At 51.3% G+C, this 18268-nt stretch carries 27 protein-coding genes; 20 read left to right on the forward strand and 7 right to left on the reverse strand.

Annotation, left to right across the window (positions count from 1 at the left end):
- Positions 1–61 precede the first annotated feature (61 nt).
- From FTO68_RS03360 to FTO68_RS03370, 3 genes are all read right to left on the reverse strand, one after another.
- Positions 62–931 carry a glycine betaine ABC transporter substrate-binding protein gene (locus FTO68_RS03360; protein ID WP_255331960.1) on the reverse strand — a complete coding sequence of 290 codons (870 nt, stop codon included), beginning with the start codon at positions 929–931 and terminating at the stop codon, positions 62–64.
- 129 nt (positions 932–1060) lie between these two features.
- Positions 1061–1906, reverse strand: a complete 846-nt coding sequence (locus FTO68_RS03365; protein WP_255332045.1) for an ABC transporter permease — start codon at positions 1904–1906, stop codon at positions 1061–1063.
- Between the two features lie 7 nt (positions 1907–1913).
- On the reverse strand, positions 1914–3134 hold the full coding sequence (locus tag FTO68_RS03370) for a quaternary amine ABC transporter ATP-binding protein (RefSeq protein WP_255331961.1): 1221 nt from the start codon (positions 3132–3134) through the stop codon (positions 1914–1916).
- Between the two features lie 290 nt (positions 3135–3424).
- Here FTO68_RS03370 and FTO68_RS03375 point away from each other — a divergent pair, with 290 nt between their 5' ends.
- Both FTO68_RS03375 and FTO68_RS03380 read left to right on the forward strand, forming a co-directional pair.
- Positions 3425–4123, forward strand: coding sequence for a hypothetical protein (locus FTO68_RS03375; RefSeq protein WP_255331962.1), 699 nt, complete (start codon positions 3425–3427; stop codon positions 4121–4123).
- A gap of 41 nt (positions 4124–4164) precedes the next feature.
- The gene (locus FTO68_RS03380; protein WP_255331963.1) at positions 4165–4425 is read left to right on the forward strand and encodes a thioredoxin family protein; all 261 of its coding nucleotides are present in this window, start codon (positions 4165–4167) and stop codon (positions 4423–4425) included.
- On the opposite strand, the gene FTO68_RS03385 is transcribed toward FTO68_RS03380, so the two are convergent.
- The gene (locus FTO68_RS03385) at positions 4420–4992 is read right to left on the reverse strand and encodes an HVO_0476 family zinc finger protein (RefSeq protein WP_255331964.1); all 573 of its coding nucleotides are present in this window, start codon (positions 4990–4992) and stop codon (positions 4420–4422) included. The two genes, FTO68_RS03380 and FTO68_RS03385, sit on opposite strands and share 6 nt — an antisense overlap.
- A gap of 33 nt (positions 4993–5025) precedes the next feature.
- On the opposite strand from FTO68_RS03385, the gene FTO68_RS03390 reads away from it, so the two are divergent.
- The gene (locus tag FTO68_RS03390; protein WP_255331965.1) at positions 5026–5454 is read left to right on the forward strand and encodes a DUF371 domain-containing protein; all 429 of its coding nucleotides are present in this window, start codon (positions 5026–5028) and stop codon (positions 5452–5454) included.
- Positions 5455–5459: 5 nt separating this feature from the next.
- Here FTO68_RS03390 and xseB read toward each other — a convergent pair whose 3' ends face one another.
- Positions 5460–5642 (reverse strand): exodeoxyribonuclease VII small subunit, encoded by a 183-nt coding sequence (gene xseB / locus FTO68_RS03395; RefSeq protein WP_255331967.1) that lies wholly within the window; start codon positions 5640–5642, stop codon positions 5460–5462.
- The gene (gene xseA / locus FTO68_RS03400) at positions 5626–6870 is read right to left on the reverse strand and encodes an exodeoxyribonuclease VII large subunit (protein ID WP_255331969.1); all 1245 of its coding nucleotides are present in this window, start codon (positions 6868–6870) and stop codon (positions 5626–5628) included. Before xseA ends, xseB begins: the two co-directional genes overlap by 17 nt.
- A 61-nt stretch (positions 6871–6931) precedes the next feature.
- On the opposite strand from xseA, the gene FTO68_RS03405 reads away from it, so the two are divergent.
- From FTO68_RS03405 to FTO68_RS03475, 15 genes are all read left to right on the forward strand, one after another.
- On the forward strand, positions 6932–7765 hold the full coding sequence (locus tag FTO68_RS03405; RefSeq protein WP_255331970.1) for a sugar phosphate isomerase/epimerase family protein: 834 nt from the start codon (positions 6932–6934) through the stop codon (positions 7763–7765).
- Positions 7766–7827: 62 nt separating this feature from the next.
- Positions 7828–9093, forward strand: a complete 1266-nt coding sequence (locus FTO68_RS03410; RefSeq protein ID WP_255331971.1) for a hemolysin family protein — start codon at positions 7828–7830, stop codon at positions 9091–9093.
- Between the two features lie 35 nt (positions 9094–9128).
- Entirely contained in the window at positions 9129–9767 is a 639-nt protein-coding gene (gene purN, locus FTO68_RS03415; protein ID WP_255331972.1) for a phosphoribosylglycinamide formyltransferase, read from the forward strand.
- Between the two features lies 1 nt (position 9768).
- Positions 9769–10089 carry a ribonuclease P protein component 4 gene (locus FTO68_RS03420; RefSeq protein ID WP_255331973.1) on the forward strand — a complete coding sequence of 107 codons (321 nt, stop codon included), beginning with the start codon at positions 9769–9771 and terminating at the stop codon, positions 10087–10089.
- Entirely contained in the window at positions 10079–10321 is a 243-nt protein-coding gene (locus tag FTO68_RS03425) for a YhbY family RNA-binding protein (RefSeq protein WP_255331974.1), read from the forward strand. The genes FTO68_RS03420 and FTO68_RS03425 overlap by 11 nt, the downstream gene beginning before the upstream one ends.
- A gap of 98 nt (positions 10322–10419) precedes the next feature.
- Positions 10420–10869 carry a 30S ribosomal protein S19e gene (locus FTO68_RS03430; RefSeq protein WP_255331975.1) on the forward strand — a complete coding sequence of 150 codons (450 nt, stop codon included), beginning with the start codon at positions 10420–10422 and terminating at the stop codon, positions 10867–10869.
- Between the two features lie 12 nt (positions 10870–10881).
- Positions 10882–11217 (forward strand): DNA-binding protein, encoded by a 336-nt coding sequence (locus FTO68_RS03435; protein WP_255331976.1) that lies wholly within the window; start codon positions 10882–10884, stop codon positions 11215–11217.
- Positions 11214–11828 (forward strand): DUF7411 family protein, encoded by a 615-nt coding sequence (locus FTO68_RS03440; protein WP_368659867.1) that lies wholly within the window; start codon positions 11214–11216, stop codon positions 11826–11828. The genes FTO68_RS03435 and FTO68_RS03440 overlap by 4 nt, the downstream gene beginning before the upstream one ends.
- Positions 11825–11977 (forward strand): 50S ribosomal protein L39e, encoded by a 153-nt coding sequence (locus tag FTO68_RS03445; protein ID WP_255331977.1) that lies wholly within the window; start codon positions 11825–11827, stop codon positions 11975–11977. The genes FTO68_RS03440 and FTO68_RS03445 overlap by 4 nt, the downstream gene beginning before the upstream one ends.
- Before the next feature lie 3 nt (positions 11978–11980).
- A complete protein-coding gene (locus FTO68_RS03450; RefSeq protein WP_255331978.1) occupies positions 11981–12244 on the forward strand; it encodes a 50S ribosomal protein L31e in 264 nt (87 codons plus the stop codon).
- Position 12245: 1 nt separating this feature from the next.
- Positions 12246–12908, forward strand: coding sequence for a translation initiation factor IF-6 (locus FTO68_RS03455; RefSeq protein WP_255331979.1), 663 nt, complete (start codon positions 12246–12248; stop codon positions 12906–12908).
- A gap of 5 nt (positions 12909–12913) precedes the next feature.
- Complete coding sequence (rpl18a, locus tag FTO68_RS03460) at positions 12914–13105, forward strand: 50S ribosomal protein L18Ae (RefSeq protein ID WP_255331980.1); 192 nt, start codon at positions 12914–12916, stop codon at positions 13103–13105.
- Complete coding sequence (gene pfdA / locus FTO68_RS03465) at positions 13095–13550, forward strand: prefoldin subunit alpha (protein WP_255331981.1); 456 nt, start codon at positions 13095–13097, stop codon at positions 13548–13550. The genes rpl18a and pfdA overlap by 11 nt, the downstream gene beginning before the upstream one ends.
- Positions 13551–13559: 9 nt before the next feature.
- A complete protein-coding gene (gene ftsY, locus FTO68_RS03470; RefSeq protein ID WP_255331982.1) occupies positions 13560–14660 on the forward strand; it encodes a signal recognition particle-docking protein FtsY in 1101 nt (366 codons plus the stop codon).
- Complete coding sequence (locus FTO68_RS03475; protein ID WP_255331983.1) at positions 14660–15988, forward strand: signal recognition particle protein Srp54; 1329 nt, start codon at positions 14660–14662, stop codon at positions 15986–15988. Before ftsY ends, FTO68_RS03475 begins: the two co-directional genes overlap by 1 nt.
- Before the next feature lie 21 nt (positions 15989–16009).
- On the opposite strand, the gene FTO68_RS03480 is transcribed toward FTO68_RS03475, so the two are convergent.
- Complete coding sequence (locus tag FTO68_RS03480) at positions 16010–16321, reverse strand: type II toxin-antitoxin system PemK/MazF family toxin (protein WP_255331984.1); 312 nt, start codon at positions 16319–16321, stop codon at positions 16010–16012.
- Between the two features lie 140 nt (positions 16322–16461).
- Between FTO68_RS03480 and trmY the strand changes: the two genes are divergently transcribed.
- Together trmY and FTO68_RS03490 are read left to right on the forward strand one after the other, a co-directional pair.
- A complete protein-coding gene (gene trmY / locus FTO68_RS03485) occupies positions 16462–17025 on the forward strand; it encodes a tRNA (pseudouridine(54)-N(1))-methyltransferase TrmY (protein ID WP_255331985.1) in 564 nt (187 codons plus the stop codon).
- Complete coding sequence (locus FTO68_RS03490) at positions 17022–18266, forward strand: tRNA pseudouridine(54/55) synthase Pus10 (protein ID WP_255331986.1); 1245 nt, start codon at positions 17022–17024, stop codon at positions 18264–18266. The genes trmY and FTO68_RS03490 overlap by 4 nt, the downstream gene beginning before the upstream one ends.
- The last annotated feature ends 2 nt before the right edge of the window (positions 18267–18268 follow it).

An 18268-nucleotide genomic window follows, 5' to 3' on the forward strand; every position in this document is an offset into this window, starting at 1 on the left:
TTTCATTATTTTGATGAAAAAAAGTGTTGTGGGGAATTGAAGCCCCTGATCTTTTTAGTAACTACCCGTTGATCCAGTAGTTGACTGTATCAGGATTGGCCGAAATCCATGCACGGGCTGCCTCTTCATCAGGGACACCCTCTTCGATACTGGTCATGACTTCTGCGATATCGGCAGTGGTCCACTGGAATCTCTGGAGAATTGCGTATGCCTTCGGATCATCTGTTTTAAGCCCGCTACGAGCAACAGTGACGATATCTTCCGCATCGCCATAGACGCCTTTTGGATCGTCAAGGAACTTCAGGTCAAACCTGCCGAATTTCCAGTGCGGAGCCCATCCGGTGACAACAATCCATTTCTCATTATTATATGCGGACCTAAGCTCTGCTGCCATCCCGGCACCGCTGGATGCAATGAGTTCGTAATCGAGGCCGTATTCAACGATTGCATCTTCAGTTGCCTGCATAATGCCGGCACCGGGATCGATTCCGATGATCTTCCCATCAAACTGGTCTGCAACTGCGTTCATCTCCTCAATTGAGTTGATGGTTACGTATGTCGGAACAACAAGGCCAATACGTGCATTGCCAGGAATATTATCCTGCACATAATCGAGCTGGTCTCCATACTGCTCCCAGTAGTTTTTATGGGTGTAGGGGAGCCATGCCGTAGTGGTGAAGTCGATATCGCCATTTGCAAGCCCTGCATAGAGAGGTCCGGCATCCACAGCAACGATATTCACCTTATAGCCTGCTTCCCTGAAAACTTCCTGCATCACATGGGTGCTGGCAATGGCACAGTCCCATGTCACGTAGCCAATAGAGATCTCTTTCTGTGGTTCTGTTGTCTCACCGACACACCCTGCTGTGAGGAGTGCGGTGCAGAGCATAAACCCTGCAAAAAGCGTGATAAACATCTGTTTTGAAATCATTCATTCACCATCCATTTTAATTGTTTTGATTTTTATTTGATAGTCTAAGGAGACCAGTTGAACTTTTGTGGTTAATTAGTGAAAAAAGTTTTTGATTATATTTATATATTATGTGTTTTTTGAAAGTACTTACTCCCGTGTCTTCCCGGTCTTAATCAGGCCCTGCGTGATCCGATCAAGGATGATTGCGATGATCACTATCGCAAGCCCAGCCTCAAAGCCCATGGCGATATTCACCCGCTGGATACCCACGAGCACCTGGTACCCAAGTCCGCCTGCCCCGATCATTGATGCGATGACGACCATGGAAAGGGCGAGCATGATGCACTGGTTGACGCCAGCCATGATTGTTGGCATCGCTACTGGCAGCTGAACCTTGATAAGTTTCTGTTGTGGCGTTGCGCCGAAGGCATCTGACACCTCAATAAGTTCAACTGGGATCTGCCTGATGCCAAGGTTCGTCAGCCGGATTGCAGGCGGCATTGCAAAGACAACCGTTGCAATCATGCCGGGCACATTTCCAAGGCTGAAGAATATGACCGCCGGGATCAGGTATACAAATGATGGCATTGTCTGCATGAAGTCAAGGAGAACCCTAATTCCTGCGTTAATGGTATCGTTATTGGCTGCCAGGATGCCAAGCGGTATTCCGATCAAAAGAGCAATGATCGTTGAGGATATGACGAGGGCAAGCGTCATCATCGCATGGCTCCAGAGCTGGAGGTTCCAGATCAGGAGCAGTCCGGCAATGCTCAGGAGAGCCAGGCGAAGATCTTTCCGTGTAATCAGATAGATGATAATGCCCAAAATCGGGATCATTGCCAGTGGCGGGAGGAGTGTCAGGATATCCTGAAAACCATTGAGAAGGAACCGAAGCACTTCTGTGATCCCATCGAGCAACCAGCCGAGGTTTGCCTCGATCCAGTCAACGATATCGGATACTAACTGGCCGATAGGGATTTTTGGGAGATCAATAGGATAATCAAGCGACAATTGGCTCACTCTCCTTCCGTGCGAGTGCTGAAAGAACCGATCCCCTCACAATAATTCCTTTCAGCCTGGTATCTTCATCGACAACCGGAAGAGGAAACTTACTATCAGCAATGATCGGGATGATCTCTCCAAGCGGGGTATTCAGGTGGATCTGCGGGAGATCATTGATGACGATATTTTCAAGGGTCTTGTGATCGTTTTTTACCGCCTCCACCACATCATCGATCTGGACGATACCCTTCAGCAGGCGGTGCTGTGTCACCACAAAGAGGCTTGAGATACCATATTCCTTCATCAGGCGTGCAGCAAGACGCGGCCCGCTTTTACATGAGATGACCGGATCGGCCTTTTTCATCACGTCCTGTGCGGTCAGCACCCTGGTCATATCGACATCGGCAACGAACCGCTCGACATAGTCGTTGCTTGGGTTCATCAGGATCTCTTCAGATGTTCCGATCTGGATGATCTTCCCATCTTTCATCAGCGCGATCCTGGTTCCGAGCTTCAGCGCTTCGTCGAGATCATGGGTGACGAAGATGATCGTCTTATTCAGCCTCTCCTGAAGATCGATCAGTTCATCCTGCATGTCACGCCGAATCAATGGATCGAGTGCACTGAATGCTTCGTCCATCAGCAGGATCTCAGCATCACTTGCGAGTGCGCGAGCAAGCCCTACCCGCTGTTTCATCCCGCCTGAGAGCTGATCCGGCATGCTCTGCTCATATCCTGCAAGCCCGACCAGGTTCAGCGCCTCTGCTGCTTTTCTATGCCGTTCTTCGAGTTCGATCCCCTGAATCTCAAGACCGAATGCTACATTATCGAGGACAGTTCTGTGCGGGAGGAGTGCGAAGTTCTGGAAGATCATTCCTGCCTGTTTTCTCCGGAATTCCCTTATCTCATCATCATTCATCGTCACAATGTCATTCCCATTGATGACGATACTCCCCGCTGTCGGGTCGATTAGCCGGTTTAAACACCGGAGAAGTGTTGATTTTCCACATCCCGAGAGCCCCATCAGGACAAATATCTCTCCTTTGAATACCTGGAAAGAGATATCATTCAGCCCAACAGTCTGACCTGTTTTCTCGAGAATTTCATTCTTTGATTGTCCGTCCCTGAGCATCTGGAGTGCTTTCTCCGGCCTGCTTCCGAATATTTTTGAGAGTTTGTTTACGTCTATCTGAACCTCTGGCTCATACTCATTCTCCATCAAACACCTCCAATGGCTGGATATTCTTAGTTGATGGCATCTGTTTCTGAGCAGATTACACCTGCTGTATGGTGACACCATTACCTGTTTGGTAGAAGGGAACCCCCTCCTGCTGTAGTATACTTGCTAAAAGCCCTATTAATAGTATGGGGGAATTGTGTGGTATAAAATTTTTACGTCAATAATTATTTGAATCAAAACTGATGGTCTGATGAGCGTGCATTCCGTCCTCTGTGACGAAGAGTGATCGACAAACGCTTTACCCTCCTGATAATAATATGTAATCCATAATGGCACCGCAGAGAAAGACATCACGGGAGAAGAAACAGGCTGATCCCATCAACTGGACAAAAGTAGGGGCAATCGCAATTGCTGTCCTCTTTGCTGTCATGATGGCAGCATCACTCCTTGGAACCGCATGGATTGGCGGGATGAGAGCTATCCAGCCCGGAGATCTGGTTGTTATTGACTATACTGTATACAATGAAATGGATATTCCTATCCTGACTACACAGGAGATCGTGGCATCACAGGCAGATCAATTCGTCTACCTGTCTGGCCCGATTGAGGTCTCGGCAGGATACAGTCCAAATGAAGATGTAATAGCAATTCCTGATCGCTATAACAGCATTGCTCCATATGCTCTTTTCAGAACAGAATTTCAGGAGATCACCGCCGCTCCGATCGGATATCGGGAGCGGGATAGAATCACCGTCCCCTTTACGTTTGAAAGTGCAGATGCACCACTTGAACGGAATCTGACTGCTGAACAGATTGGTGAGATGGGATATGAATTTGACAATCTCACCGTTGGAGAGATGATTGCTCTTGGGTTTGCTGATAATCCACAGATCACTCTGGACGATGTTGAGCCTGATATCAGGATCCGTTTTGCATTCATTAAAGAGAAGACTGAAGACTCTGTGATCGTCAGGTATGGCTATTCCTATGCTGTTGTTACGATCAACTCAGTCACAGCAGTCTCTTAGATCCAATACCTTTTTTATCTCAAATCCCTAGATGCTCCATCATGGCAGTGAGTATTCTCTCGTTTTATCAGGAAGGGTGCATGGGTTGTCTTGAGCAGGAGCCGATCAATGCCGAAGTGAGTGCAAACATGTCGGTATCTATCGAATCGATTGATGCAAAAGAGCACCCGGAATATATCAAAACGTATGGACTGAAAGTCACGCCGACGACTGTTATCCTTGTCGATGGTTCGATGGTGGAGAAGGTGGAGGGTGTGCTTCACCAGGAGGAGTTCTGCGATCTCCTGAAGAAGTACCTATGATCGCTCCCCGTAGATCCGCTTGATAAACCGCGCCTCGGCGTAGGAACCGGGTTTTCTGACAAGAGCACCGTCCCTGAGTTTTATCCGGGTCACCCGGAACTGGCGTCCTCCGACAGATGTAATCTCGCCTATCGTGTAGACGGTCTCTCCATCGACCTGTTCGTAAAGGGGGTAGGTGACCGCTCCTTTATGCAGCGATGCACGGACGATCACAGAATCTATTACCCTGGTCCAGAGGCAGGTGATTTCACGTGTATCGGCTCTTCTCCTGCGCGCGGGTCCAACCTCAATCCCGGTGACCTCGACGCCGAAGATGTCGTCACCTACATCTGCGACAAAGGTGTTCCCGATCTCCACAACTTCGTCATCGGTAAGTTCTATTGTTCCCTGTGATGATTCTCCCTCATTGCTGACGACTGCCCGTATCGCAAGAACCTTTGGAAATTTTATTATTGAACGATGAATATGGCTGCATTCGGAGCATTGCACCGTTGCCGGCTCACTGTCACGAAGAATCTCGTGATCGGTCTCTTCCCCGCAGACCGGACATTTGACTGAAATAGACATACTCTATTAGAATGTGTGCTGACATCATAAACAATGGAGATCGAAGAAGAGATCATCTGCTGTGGGCATCCAAACATCAGGGGGTTGCACAGAACCACGTTCGAGGTCACCTGCGAGGATGACCTCTCCCTGCAGGGGGATTGTATTATCGGTGTTTCGGCAGACAAAGGAGCAGCTGATCTGGGAGATGATTTTCGAAGCCTACTCGCAGATGATTCGGCAACCCTGATCACCCGGCTTGAGGCAGAAGGGATCATATGCGAGATCCTCTCCCACGGCTCATCAGGGATGACGCTGGATCACCCGACTGATCTCGTCTGGCGTAGATCTGATTTTGTCTGCGGACGAACAATCGGGATCGGTTCAGATTATGTTGCCCGGACATTGCCGCGGGATCTAATACGGGTGCTCTCAGAGGGGGCTGAATTGAGAGTCCTGTTAATTGCGAGCCGGCCGGATTAGCGGGGTCACTCCTCAGTGATCTCAAGGATGCGGAGTTCTGCTTTTGTGAGGAACTCTTCGCACGTTTTAATCAGTTCGATTCCATCCTTATAGAGCCTGACACTCTCCTCAAGCGGGGTGTCTGGATCCTCCAGTTTCCGTGCAATCTCACGGAGCCGGGTAACCATCTCTTCATATGTCTCTGTCATAGCGTACCTCTGTAATTGTTGCATCCATCTCGCCATCCTGGAGATAGATTGTGACTGAATCATCCTTCAGAAGCGCATCAACCGATCTGATCATCTCTCCGTCTGCAAAGAGGAGGGCATACCCCTTCCGAAGCGGTGCCCTGAGATCTGCTGATCGGATCTCTGCTGCATACCGGGCAAGTTTGCTCCTCTCGGTTGTGAGCCTTCCGGCTATTGCCCTCTGGAGCCGTTCATGCAGTTCGGCGGATGCCTGTTTCATATCGCTGACGCGCCGTTCAATCCTTCTGCTCAGTATTCTGAGCCGGATCTCTTCAAGTTCCGTCGAGAGCCGTTCCAGCCGGTCAAGAAGAAGGTTCTGCATGGCTGCCTTCTGATCTGCATGCTCCCTCAGGAGTGTGACACGATCACAGACTACAAGTTCTGCGGCAGCAGATGGTGTCGGCGCCCGGATGTCGCTTGCGAGATCGGCGAGCGTAACATCGACTTCATGGCCGATTGCAGATACGACTGGTGTCCTGCATGATGCGATCGCACGGATCACATCGGGATGGTTGAATGCAAAGAGATCTTCAAAACTCCCTCCGCCACGGGCAACGATGATCACATCCACATGCCCGTCAATCCGCCGGATGGCGCACGCTATATCATGGTGTGCATTCCCGCCCTGCACCTGGGTCGGCGATAGGATCAGATCGAGGGGGAATCTGCGTGAGAGGACATTCCTGATATCCTGAAGCACTGCCCCGGTAGGGGACGTAACGACACCGATACGCAGGGGGAATGTGGGGATCGGCTTCTTGTTTTTAGCTTCAAAACAACCTTCTGCTGAAAGCTCGCGTTTCCATTGCTCAAGCAGAAGGTACTTTCCTCCTGCCCCGGCATATATAAGGCTGTCTGCAATAAATTGCGTTTTGCCATAGGGGGGATAAAAGTCGACATACCCATGTACAATCACATCCATCCCGTTCTCAGGTGGTGGCGAGATCCGGAGTGCTGATCGCCTCCAGATAACGCAGTCGATTGCAACACCCCCATCGCCGCTCTTTCCGGAGAGTGAGAAGTACATATGGCCGGATGAATGCAGCCGGTAATTTGTCACCTCTCCCCTGACAGAAATCCCGTGAAGCGTGGGGGTATCAAACCTCTCCCTGATGATTTCAGAGAGGCTGGCAACAGAGAGGATCTCCGGCTCTTCTGAAATCAGGGTGACCTGTTCTCCACCAGGCATAGCAATCTATTTGTGGCAGGATGAGAAGAATCTGCGTATGCTTCGCACCGGTGTATCAAGCATGTTCTTTCATGAATATAGTCTGGATTCGATCTTTTCAGGCATAGTGTCGGCAGGTGCTGATACGGTTGAATTCTGGCTTGAAACACCTTCTTTCTGGACAACCGGGAGGAATGTCGAGGAACTTGGGCAGATACTTCATGCATATCCCTCCCTCTCTCCAGTCACAGTCCATGCCCCGACACTCGATCTCAACCCGGTATCGATCAACCCTGAAGTGGCGGCGGTATCTGTTGACGCAGTCTGTTCTGCCATGCTGACGGCAGATGAGATCAAAGCAGAAGTGATCACCATCCATCCCGGCAGAAGAACCGCAAAACGCCCTCCGAGCAGGGCAGATATGCACAGATTTTGGATCTATATGGAAGCCGTTGAGGCAGCATCCCGTGGTCTCTCGGTTGCTGTTGCAATTGAAAACATGGAGCCCCGTGTAAACAGCCTCCTTTCAACACCGGAAGCGGTGAGAGATACGCTTGATGAGTATCCGCATCTCTCCTTTACCTTCGATTATGCGCATGCCTGCATCGGGGGGGGAGAGATGGCTGAAGAGTTTGTCAGGCTGAATTGCGATAGGATAAAAAATATCCACGCAAGTTATGGCTCGCCTTCACGTATGCATGCACCCCTTGCCGGGACCGAACAACTGGATGGATTAATCAGGATTCTTGCATCTATTGAGTATGATGGTCCGGTCATCTTTGAGATTGAGGATCTGGCTCTTCCGGAGAGGCACGGCTACCAGGAGAAGTGTTCGCTCCTCGCCGGGGAGGTGGAACAATTCCAGAAAGCATGGCACAAAGGAGTACATTTATCATTACAGACTTCAATTGATTGATAGATACGAAGCGCCTATGAACGATAATTCATCTCGAAGCATCGGAATGGAGTGAGTGCAAAATGGCGGCTGATGCACTCAACTTCGCCCTCTTTTTTATCTGCCTCTTTCTCTCTGGATTTTTCTCGGGTTCAGAAGTGGCTCTGATAGCAATCACGCGGGCGAAAGTAAGAACACTTTTTGCTGAAGGTACAAAGAGTGCCATGGCTCTGGCACAGCTCAAAGAGAATACCGATCACCTCCTGATTACGATTTTAATCGGAAACAATGTGGTGAATGTCTCGGCAGCGGCGATTGCAACTGCAATTGCAATCGACTACTTTGGGGATGCGGGTGTCGGGATAGCAACCGGAATTGTTGTGATCCTGATGCTCGTCATCGGTGAGATCGGACCTAAGACGTATGCCTCAAAGCGCGTCGATACATTTGCCCTTTTTGTCGCCCGCCCGATCCTGTTTCTTGAGCAGATCCTCTTCCCGATTCTCTGGATCTATGACCGGATCAGGCGGGTAAGCATGACAGATGAGGATCTTTTACTCCAGCACGGCGTCACTGAGGAGGAGATCAAGGAATGGATCGATGTCGGGGAGGAGAGCGGTGTAATCGAGGAGAATGAACGTGTAATGCTCCATTCAGTCTTCCGTTTCGGTGATACGATTGCACGCGAGGTGATGACCCCGCGACCGGATGTTGTGATGATCGAGGACTCGACAAGCCTGGACGAGGCGCTGGATATCTTTCACGAGACCGGCTTCTCCCGGCTACCGGTCTATCACAGGGATGTGGAAAATATCATCGGCATCCTGAACGTAAAGGATGTCTTCCGGGCAATCCACAGCGGTGTTCCCGATGTTCTGATCCCAGATATGATTCATGATGTCTACTTTGTACCTGAATCCAAGAAGATCGATGATCTCTTAAAAGAGCTCCAGTTTAAGCAGTCGCATCTTGCGATCATCCTCGATGAATATGGGGTTTTTTCAGGGGTGGTGTCAATTGAGGATATCCTCGAAGAGCTTGTGGGCGACATCCTGGATGAGTTTGATATCGAAGAGGATGAAATCCAGGATATGGGCAACGGTGTCTATATCATTGATGCGCAGGCATGGGTTGAGGATATCAACAACACCCTTCCCGTCCCTCTCCCCTTGCAGCCTGATAATTATGAGACGGTCGGCGGCCTTGTCTTCACCCATCTTGGCCGCATCCCCCACATCGGCGAATCGATCACCCTGCCGGAGATCAACGGGCGGCTGACCGTTACCCAGATGAGGGGAAGGCAGATCCTGAAGATCAAACTCACACTCGAACCGGTTCCGGAGAACTGATCAGTATTATCGGTAGAGCCTTCCCATATATTCCCATGAAACGCATCGTCGTGCTTGCATCAGGACGTGGCTCCAACTTCCTGGCTGTCGCCTCCGCAGTATCGCGGGGTATGATCAATGGGCGGTGTGTAGGGCTGATCGTCGATCGGCCGGGAACGCTCGCCGCTGTCCGTGCCGGGGAGCATGGGATCCCGGTCTTCACCATAGATTACTCCGTCTTCTCAACAAAAAGCGCATATGAAGAGGAACTGATCGGCACTCTCAGGTCGCTTGCTCCGGATCTGGTCGTCCTCGCCGGGTACATGAAGATCCTGGGATCCGGGATTATCAGGGAATATGTGGGAAGGATTATCAATATCCATCCCTCGCTTCTTCCGTCTTTTCCGGGTCTTGATGCGCAGGGCCAGGCACTTGCATACGGGGTTAAGGTCTCCGGATGCACTGTTCATTTCGTTGATGAAGGGACAGATAGCGGCCCGGTGATCCTCCAGAGGTGTGTTCCGGTTCTTGAAGATGATGATCCCGGGATCCTCGCAGAACGGATCCTTGCCGAGGAGCATATCGCCCTTCCCGAAGCAGTTGCCCTTTTCTGCTCGGATCGCCTCAGGATCCTCGGGCGAACCGTGATCAGGCTTCCTGATGATTCCGGGGAGCAGGTGCCAGGGAGCCTCTGAGATGGGAGAAAAATTCCGCTCTGGAAATGGAAAGAAGATCGCCCGTGAGCGGATCGATATTCTCTTCCATTACGCCCGCCTCTGGGCAGGTGAGGATCGCAAACGGTCACGGAGCTGTATCCTCCTTGCCAGGAGGATCGCAATGAAACAGAGGATACGCATACCAAAGAGATACCGGCGCCAGTTCTGTTCCAATTGTACTATCTTCCTTGTACCTGGATCAAACTCCCGTGTACGGATACAGCATGGAAAGGTGATCGTCACCTGCCTTGATTGCGGCCATACAATGCGTTACCCGGTGGTGAAACAACATGCCCGATAAGTACGACAGATCAGCTATTCAGATATTAAAACCGACAATCTGGGTGGGAAAACTTGGTGTGACACCCGAAGTTGCAGGTGAAATCCGTTCACAGCTCGAGGTGAAAGGTGTTATTAAGATCAAATGGCTGAAGAATGCCCCGATGGATGCCGAGGCTGTTGTGAATGGTACTGGTGGCGTGGTGATAGCAACCCGTGGCCGGACCATGGTAATTGCCAGAAAACGCGGGTAGCCCCTTATACCCGTGGCCCGGTCATCCAGAAATTTATATCACCTGAACCGCCCTATACGTAAAGACTGTTAGTGAACCACAGCAGTGAGGAATAGTAAATGACTACAGTATATGATATCCCGGCCGAACTACTGATCAGGAAGGTTGCAGAGGAGCTCAAGGGTAAACCAGAGATCCAGGCGCCATCATGGGCAGAGTTTGTCAAGACGGGAGTCCATAAGCAGATGCCACCTGAGAACACCGACTGGTGGCATATCCGGGCAGCAGCAGTGCTGCGCCGTGTCTATGTTGACGGCCCTCTCGGAGTTGAAAGAATGAGATCAGTATATGGCGGAGCCCAGAACAGGGGATCACGCCCGTCCCGTTTCAGGAAGGGGAGCGGCTCGATTGCCCGGAAAATCTTCCAGCAGCTCGAAGCAGCAGGCTTCCTGGAGAAGGCAGCCGGTGGCAGGCAGGTCTCGCCAGCCGGACGTTCATTCCTGGATAATGTTGCACACGGCCTCAAACCAGAGGTTGCTGAAGCAGCTCCGGGAATTGAGAAGTACTGAGGTGATGAGTACATGGGAGACGATGAGTTATCAGAACTCCGTCAGCGCCGTCTTGCCCAGATGCAGCAACAGCAGCAGGCAGAACAGCAGGAGGCCCAGCGCCAGCAGCAGATCGATCAGCAGATTCAGATGGTGCTGATGCAGGTTCTGGAGCCGGAAGCGCGTGAGCGTTTAAACACGATCAAACTCACGAAACCTGACTTTGCACGAGCCGTTGAGCAGCAGCTTGTGATGCTCGCCCAGCAGGGTCGACTCTCAAGTACTACCAAGATCACCGATGCACAGCTCAAACAGCTCCTCAAACAGCTGGTTCCGCAAAAAAAGGACTTTAATATCCGAAGGGTATGATGAAGGTTGGTATGCTCTACAGTGGTGGTAAAGATAGTTCTCTTGCCGCCATCCTGCTCTCGCGGGATTATTCTGTCGAGCTGAACACGTTTGTCTTTAACCCTGATCGGGAGGTTCCGAAAGTCGCGGCGGCGGCAGAGGCCCTGGGCATGCCCTGGAAGAAGCAGGTCTTTGCGTCAGGTTTCATTGATGAGGCCATTGGAATGCTCGTTCGGTGCGGGTATCCAAATGAGGCAATCAATGAGATTCACCGACGGTCCCTCTGTGCACTTGCACAGGAATATGAGGTGGTCGCCGATGGTACCCGGTTTCTTGACCGGGTGCCTATGCTGAACCCGTCTGAGGTGCAGAGCTATGAAGACAGGATGGGAGTATCATATATACGCCCCCTTCTTGGATTTGGAAGGCGTGAGATTGCACGCCTTGTGGATCGGATGCTCACCGTTGTGTATGGTGAGACTTCGATGATAGAAAATGGTGATTATGAACGTGAGATCCGTGAGGAGATGACCTTTCGTGGCATCGACTGGAGCGGAATCTTTCCTGAGAATCATCAGCAGTCTCTCGTAACCGGGAGACGAATACAGGATCAGGTTGGTGAATACCAATGAGCAAACTGACAAAAGGTCGAAAGATACGAATGGCGAAAGCCACCCAGCAGAACCGGAGGGTTCCGCAATGGGTCATGATCAAGACGAAGCGTGCAGTTGTATCGCATCCAAAGCGGCGCAGCTGGAGACGTAGTTCCCTGAAGGTGTGAGCAATGGTAGAGGCAGAGAAGGAACAGATCTACATCATCCCGCTTCGGGATACAAAACGCGCCCCAAAGTGGAAGCGTGCGAAGGTTGCAGTGAAGGATATCCGCGTATACCTGCAGAAGCATATGAAGAGCGACGATGTCAAGCTTGACCGGAGCATCAATGAGAAGGTCTGGGAATGTGGAAGCCAGAAGCCTCCGGCTAAGATCCGCGTCCGGGCCATACGATTCTCAGATGGCCAGGTTCAGGCAGAACTAGCCGGGGAGTGAGATGAAATATACCCTGTCACTTAATGGCGATCCGAATATAGGGGTCTTTGCACGGGCATTTGAGGAGATTGCGATCGTTCCAGAAACGGCTCCAGATTCATTTGCCGATAGCGTAGCAGAACTTCTGGATGTTGAGATCGTCCGGATGTTCATACAGGGTTCATCCATCATCGGATCGCTCATCACCGGCAACAGCCGGGGTATGGTGGTTTCAGGGTTGATCGGGAGTGAGGAGCAGAGTAAGCTCGAGGAGTACGGGGAAGTGCTGCTCCTGAACGAGACGATGAATGCTGCAGGCAATTGTATCCTGGCAAACGATTCATTCGCGCTTGTTCACCCGGAGATGCCTGCCAGACTTATCGACCGGATCGGCGAGTTCCTCAAGGTGCCGGTTGAGCGGATGCAGATTGCAGGGATACCAACCATTGGTATGGCTGCGGTTGCAACGAATAAGGGCGTTCTCCTCTCTCCAAGGGCTACCCCGCAGGAGATTGAACGGATTGAGTCCCTTGTTTCTCTACCGGTAGGGTGCGGCTCAGTTAATATGGGTTCAATACTGGTTGGAACTGGTGTTCTTGCAAACTCGAAAGGATTTATTGCAGGCAGCGAGACGACCGGTTTTGAAATTGGAAGGATGGAAGATGTTTTTGGATTACTACGGTGAGCTGAATGGAGTTACCAGAATTTGAGATACGTGGTGCAATGAAGATTGGTGATGAATGGAAACCATACACCAAGGTGATTTCTGCACCAAACGAAGCACAGGCGAGAGAGCGGATCTATACCCTGATGGGAAGCAAACATCGCATCGAGCGAAGATTAATCAAAATTGAGAGCATAAAGAGTGTCAATGGCGAGTAATGAGAATACTCCGACACCTGAAGAGGAGTTTCAGGCACTCCAGATGTACCTGAACGAGTTTAATCAGCAGATTGAACTCTTCTCCCGGCAGTTCCAGATGATTGAGCAGGCACGGATGGAGATGATTACCTCCGTTGAGACCCTTAAAGGGTTGAAAGGCACAACCGATGCTGTCTCACTCCTCCCGGTGGGTGGGGGTGCGGCTATCCTCGCAAAGGTGATCGATGCCGATTCGGTCATTGTCTCAATCGGAGCTGATGTCTCGGTGAAAAAGACGAATGATGAAGCCGTATCTTTTATGGGAGAGCGGATCACCGAGATGGAAGCCCAGGGGAAACGTCTTGCAGAGACGGTTCAGAAACTCCAGGCTCAGGCGGCAGAGGTGAGCGGACGCCTTGAACAGCTGTATAGGGCTGGTCAGGGACAACCCACTGGCCGGAGCTGATCCTGGAGCATGTTTGAAGGCCTGAAAAATAAATTACGGGATGTCCGGTCACGATTTGGTGCTTCTATCGAGGAGACACTCGAAGAGTCTCCGGTCTCCCCCTCTCCTGCAACCCCTGTTGCTGATCTTACTGCACAGGAGCCTGCACCGGAATCTACAAAGGATGAGATCCATCCTCATGAAGGGGTTTTGGAAGCTGCTTCTGAGAAGAAGCCAAAAAGCGGCTTTTTCACAAAGGTAAAGACTCTCGTCATAGAGCGCGAGTTCATCCTGACAGAGAAGGATCTTGAAGATCCGCTCTTTGAACTGGAAATGATCCTCCTGGAATCCGATGTTGCACTTCCGGTAACCGATGCGATCATTGCACATATGCGAACCTCTCTTGTCGGGAATCACAGGAAGATCCGCGAGAGCCCTGATGAGATCGTAACTCTTGCCCTGAAAAATGCGCTCCGTGAGGTACTTGGCGAGGGGCTTGATCTTCCTGGATTCATCCGCTCTCATGAAAAGCCCGTGAAGATCCTCTTTACCGGTGTCAATGGCACCGGCAAAACGACCTCGATCGCCAAAGTTTCAGATTTTCTAAAGAAAAAGGGTTTTTCGATTGTTATCGGCGCAGGCGATACCTATCGTGCCGGTGCGATCGAGCAGATCCGCGTGCATGCTGACCGTCTTGGCATCCGGCTGATCCATCACCAGGAGGGGGCAGATCCATCTGCTGTCCTCTTTGATGCCGTTGAATATGCCCGTGCCCATAAAGTGGATGTTGTCCTCGCTGATACCGCTGGAAGGTTCCATAACCGTGCGAACCTGATGAGTCAGCTTGAGAAGATCAGGCGTATATTCAAGCCGGATCTGATCTTCTATGTGGATGAGGCAACCGCCGGTAACGATGCGGTTGTCAGGGCCGCTGAGTTTGAGAAGACGATCGGTGCTGATGGCGTCATGCTGACGAAAGTTGATATGGATAAGAAGGGCGGATCTGCAATATCTATTGCATATACTATCGGAAAGCCGCTTGTATTCCTTGGTGTCGGCCAGGAATACGAGGATATCGTCCTCTTTACACCCGATCTGATCATAAACGAGATTTTAGGGGAAGATGCCTGATGCTCGACTCACTCTCCAATTCCCTCAAGGATGCAGTAAAGAAGCTTGCGGGAAAAGCTGTCGTTGACAGGGCCGCAGTTGATGAGCTGGTCCGCGATCTTCAGCGTGCCCTTATCCAGGCCGATGTGAATGTAAAACTGGTGATGGGGCTCTCCCAGTCCATTAAGAAGCGTGCACTCGAAGAGGAGCTCCCAAAAGGGATGGGTGTCAGGGATCACGTCCTCAGGATCGTCTATCAGGAGCTCGTCTCGTTGATGGGTCCGGAGGCTGAGGTCTCCCTGAAGCCCCAGACGATTCTGATGGCCGGTCTCCAGGGATCAGGTAAGACAACGACGACCGCGAAACTCTGCAGGTACTTCCAGCGGAAGGGGCTGAAGGTGGGTGCTATCTGCTGTGATAACTTCCGGCCCGGCGCTTTCACCCAGCTCCAGACCCTTTGCCAGAGGATCAATGTCCCGATCTATGGCGATCCGAAAGAAAAAGATGCTCTCAGGATCGTAAAAAATGGTCTTACCGCTCTCCGTGATGTTGAGGTGATCATCGTTGATACTGCCGGAAGGCACGCCCTTGAAGATGATCTTATCGAAGAGATCATGCAGATTAACGCTATCGTCAAGCCAAGCCACCGCTGGCTTGTAATCGATGCTGCGCTCGGCCAGGCCGCCCGGGATCAGGCCCGGCGCTTCCATGAGGCGATCGGGATCGATGGTGTTGTCATCACGAAGATGGATGGCACAGCCAAAGGTGGAGGGGCCCTCTCTGCGGTTGCCGAGACGAACTCGAGTATCGTCTTTATCGGGTCCGGCGAGACGATCGACGATCTCGAGCGGTTCGAGCCGAATGGCTTCATCTCCCGGATGCTCGGAATGGGGGATTTAAAAGCCCTTGTCGAGCGTGCCGAAGATGTGATGGAGGGGGGCGATCTCGATGTCAACGCGATGCTGAAGGGTAAGTTCACCTTAAAGGACATGTACAAACAACTGGAGGCCCTAAACAAGATGGGTCCCTTAAAACAGGTCCTCTCCATGCTCCCGCTTGGCGGTATGAACGTTCCAAACGAGGTCTATGATGTCACCTCTGTCAAGATGGAACGCTACCGTATCATGATGGATTCGATGACCGATGACGAGATGGATGATCCATCGCTCCTTGGTACATCGCGGATTCATCGGATTGCCATGGGTTCGGGCTCTTCAGTCGATGATGTCCGTGAACTGATCAAATATTATAAGATGATGCAGCGTGCCCTCAAAGGTTTCAAGGGTGGAGGCCGTTTCTCGATGAACCGGATGATGAAACAGTTTGGCGGCGGGGATAAGCTGGTATAATCCTGCTTGAGATCCGCATTTTCACCGGGTAATTCTCTCAAAGGCTTCCATGGTGAGCCTTCCTTTTTTTGAAATGATCTTTCTCTTCGGAACGTGTGCCTGGTGCGCCACCAAAACGACGCTATCTTCAAAGAGCTCCAGTCCTCCTTCTTCAAAATCGTCAAGACTGATAGTGATGGAAGGAAGCGAATCTGCCTTCCTTCGTGAACAGGGGGCGAGGAGGAGGTCTCCGCTCTCCTCTCCAAGGACAATGGCAGGCCGGACTTTTATACTATCTCTCTTGTGAAAGGAAAAGGGTGCCAGTACAACATCGCGCTGCCTGTAGGAACTCATTGTATATTCTCCTCTTCGTCCTGGATGAAGGCAATTCTGCTTTTCCCGTATATATTAAGCTGATGTACTGTCATATATGTTATGTACGAATTCCCGGTATACGAGATGAGACTCCTCCGGGAAGCCATATGGAGCCTGTTATGAGACGATTTGCAATTGTCGGCCATCGTGCCACGACCGATCCCGGTTTTTCCTTAAATGATATGCCCGGGAGTGCCGGAAGAATGGATGTACTCTGCCGTTGTGTGAATGCAGGTTTCTTCCTCTCCCATGACCTGAGACGGAATGTGGAGTGTTACCTTATCTTAAAGGGCGGTCCCGAAACGACGATCCTCTTCAAAGGAGATAGTGTCCGATCCTTAAATCCTGATGAACGGAGCGCCGGGGCCCTGATAAAAAAAGCTCTTGGAAAGACCTGTGGATCTGAGTTTATTGAATCGTCTCCCGGTGTGTTTATACGGCGCGGGGGGCTTGCGAGGCTCTTGTCCGAGTATCCCTTCGCGGTTCTTGATGAATCGGGCGATGATATTCGAATTGTCAAATCCCTGCCTGAGAACCTTCTGTTATCTGATCATCAGAACTTCACTGAAGAGGAAGAAGCAATGACAGCCGATCTCCCGCGACTCTCGGTCGGTCCGCAGGTGCTCCATGCCGATCATACCATCACGATTTACCAGAATGAAGCTGACCGGAGGTCCGCATGAGCGAATTATTCTCACTTGTCGGCTCTATCCTTGAATATGGGCCGATCTGTGATCACTGTCTTGGAAGGCTCTTTGCCAAGCGCTCATTTGGTCTCTCGAATGAAGAGCGGGGTCATGCACTCCGGGTTGCCCATGCACTGGATGCAAACCTCCGTTTTGCTCCCTATGAAGAGGGAACCTGCTTTGTCTGTTCTGATCTCTTCAGGGAGATCGATCTCTGGGCCTGCCGTGTCGCTGATGCCATAGCGGATATCGACCATGAAACATTTGTGATCGGAACCCGCGTCCCCCCGATGATGGCGGAGTCTGAGGAGATGCTCTGGAGCGACTTCTCTCTCACTGATCCCGAACCCTTAAAGTCCGAGATGAACAGGGAGGTTGGCAAGGCGGTCGGAAATATCACCAATAAGCGCGGGGATCCGAAGAACCCTGAAGTGACGGTGATCCTAAATATAGCTGAAGAAGCAGTCGAGGTGCAGATTGCGCCGGTCTTCTTCTATGGGAGATATAAAAAGCTTGAACGGGGCATCCCCCAGACACACTGGGACTGCCGCGCATGCCATGGTGCCGGCTGCGATGCCTGTGGCGGGACAGGAAAACAGTATCCTGATTCAGTGGAGGAGCTTATCGGAAGGCCAGCCCGCGACCTCTTTAATGCCGAAGGCATGATCCTCCATGGTGCAGGGCGCGAGGATATCGATGCCCTCATGATCGGTACCGGCCGCCCCTTCATCATGGAGGTGATCGCTCCCCGGAAGCGGCAGGTCGATCTCCCTGCACTCGAATCTGCCATCAATAGTTCAGCTGCTGGCAGGGTTGAGGTTGCTCTTTCCCGCTGGAGCAACAGGAGGGAGGTGGAAACCCTTAAATCGCACAAGGCTCATAAAACATACAGGATTCTGGTCGATATTGAGGGACATACGTCCCGTGATCTGGTCGAAAAAGCTCTGGAAGGCCTGAATGGGGAGGTGATTCATCAACGCACCCCGCAGCGTGTGTCCCATCGGAGAGCAGATCTTATCCGGAAACGTACGGTCATCGATATCGGGTGTCTTGGAGTTGAGGATGGCCGGTATCTGATCCAGGTGGTCGGAGAGGCAGGACTCTACATAAAAGAACTCATATCAGGGGATAATGGGAGAACAACACCCAGTTTCTCAGAGATCCTCGGCAACCCTGCACGGGTCATGACACTTGATGTCATATCAGTGGAGGGTATGCCGGAGCATGGAGAGGAGTAATC

The sequence above is a fragment of the Methanocalculus taiwanensis genome (genome assembly GCF_024372745.1).
In the GTDB taxonomy this organism is placed as follows: Archaea; Halobacteriota; Methanomicrobia; order Methanomicrobiales; family Methanocorpusculaceae; genus Methanocalculus; species Methanocalculus taiwanensis.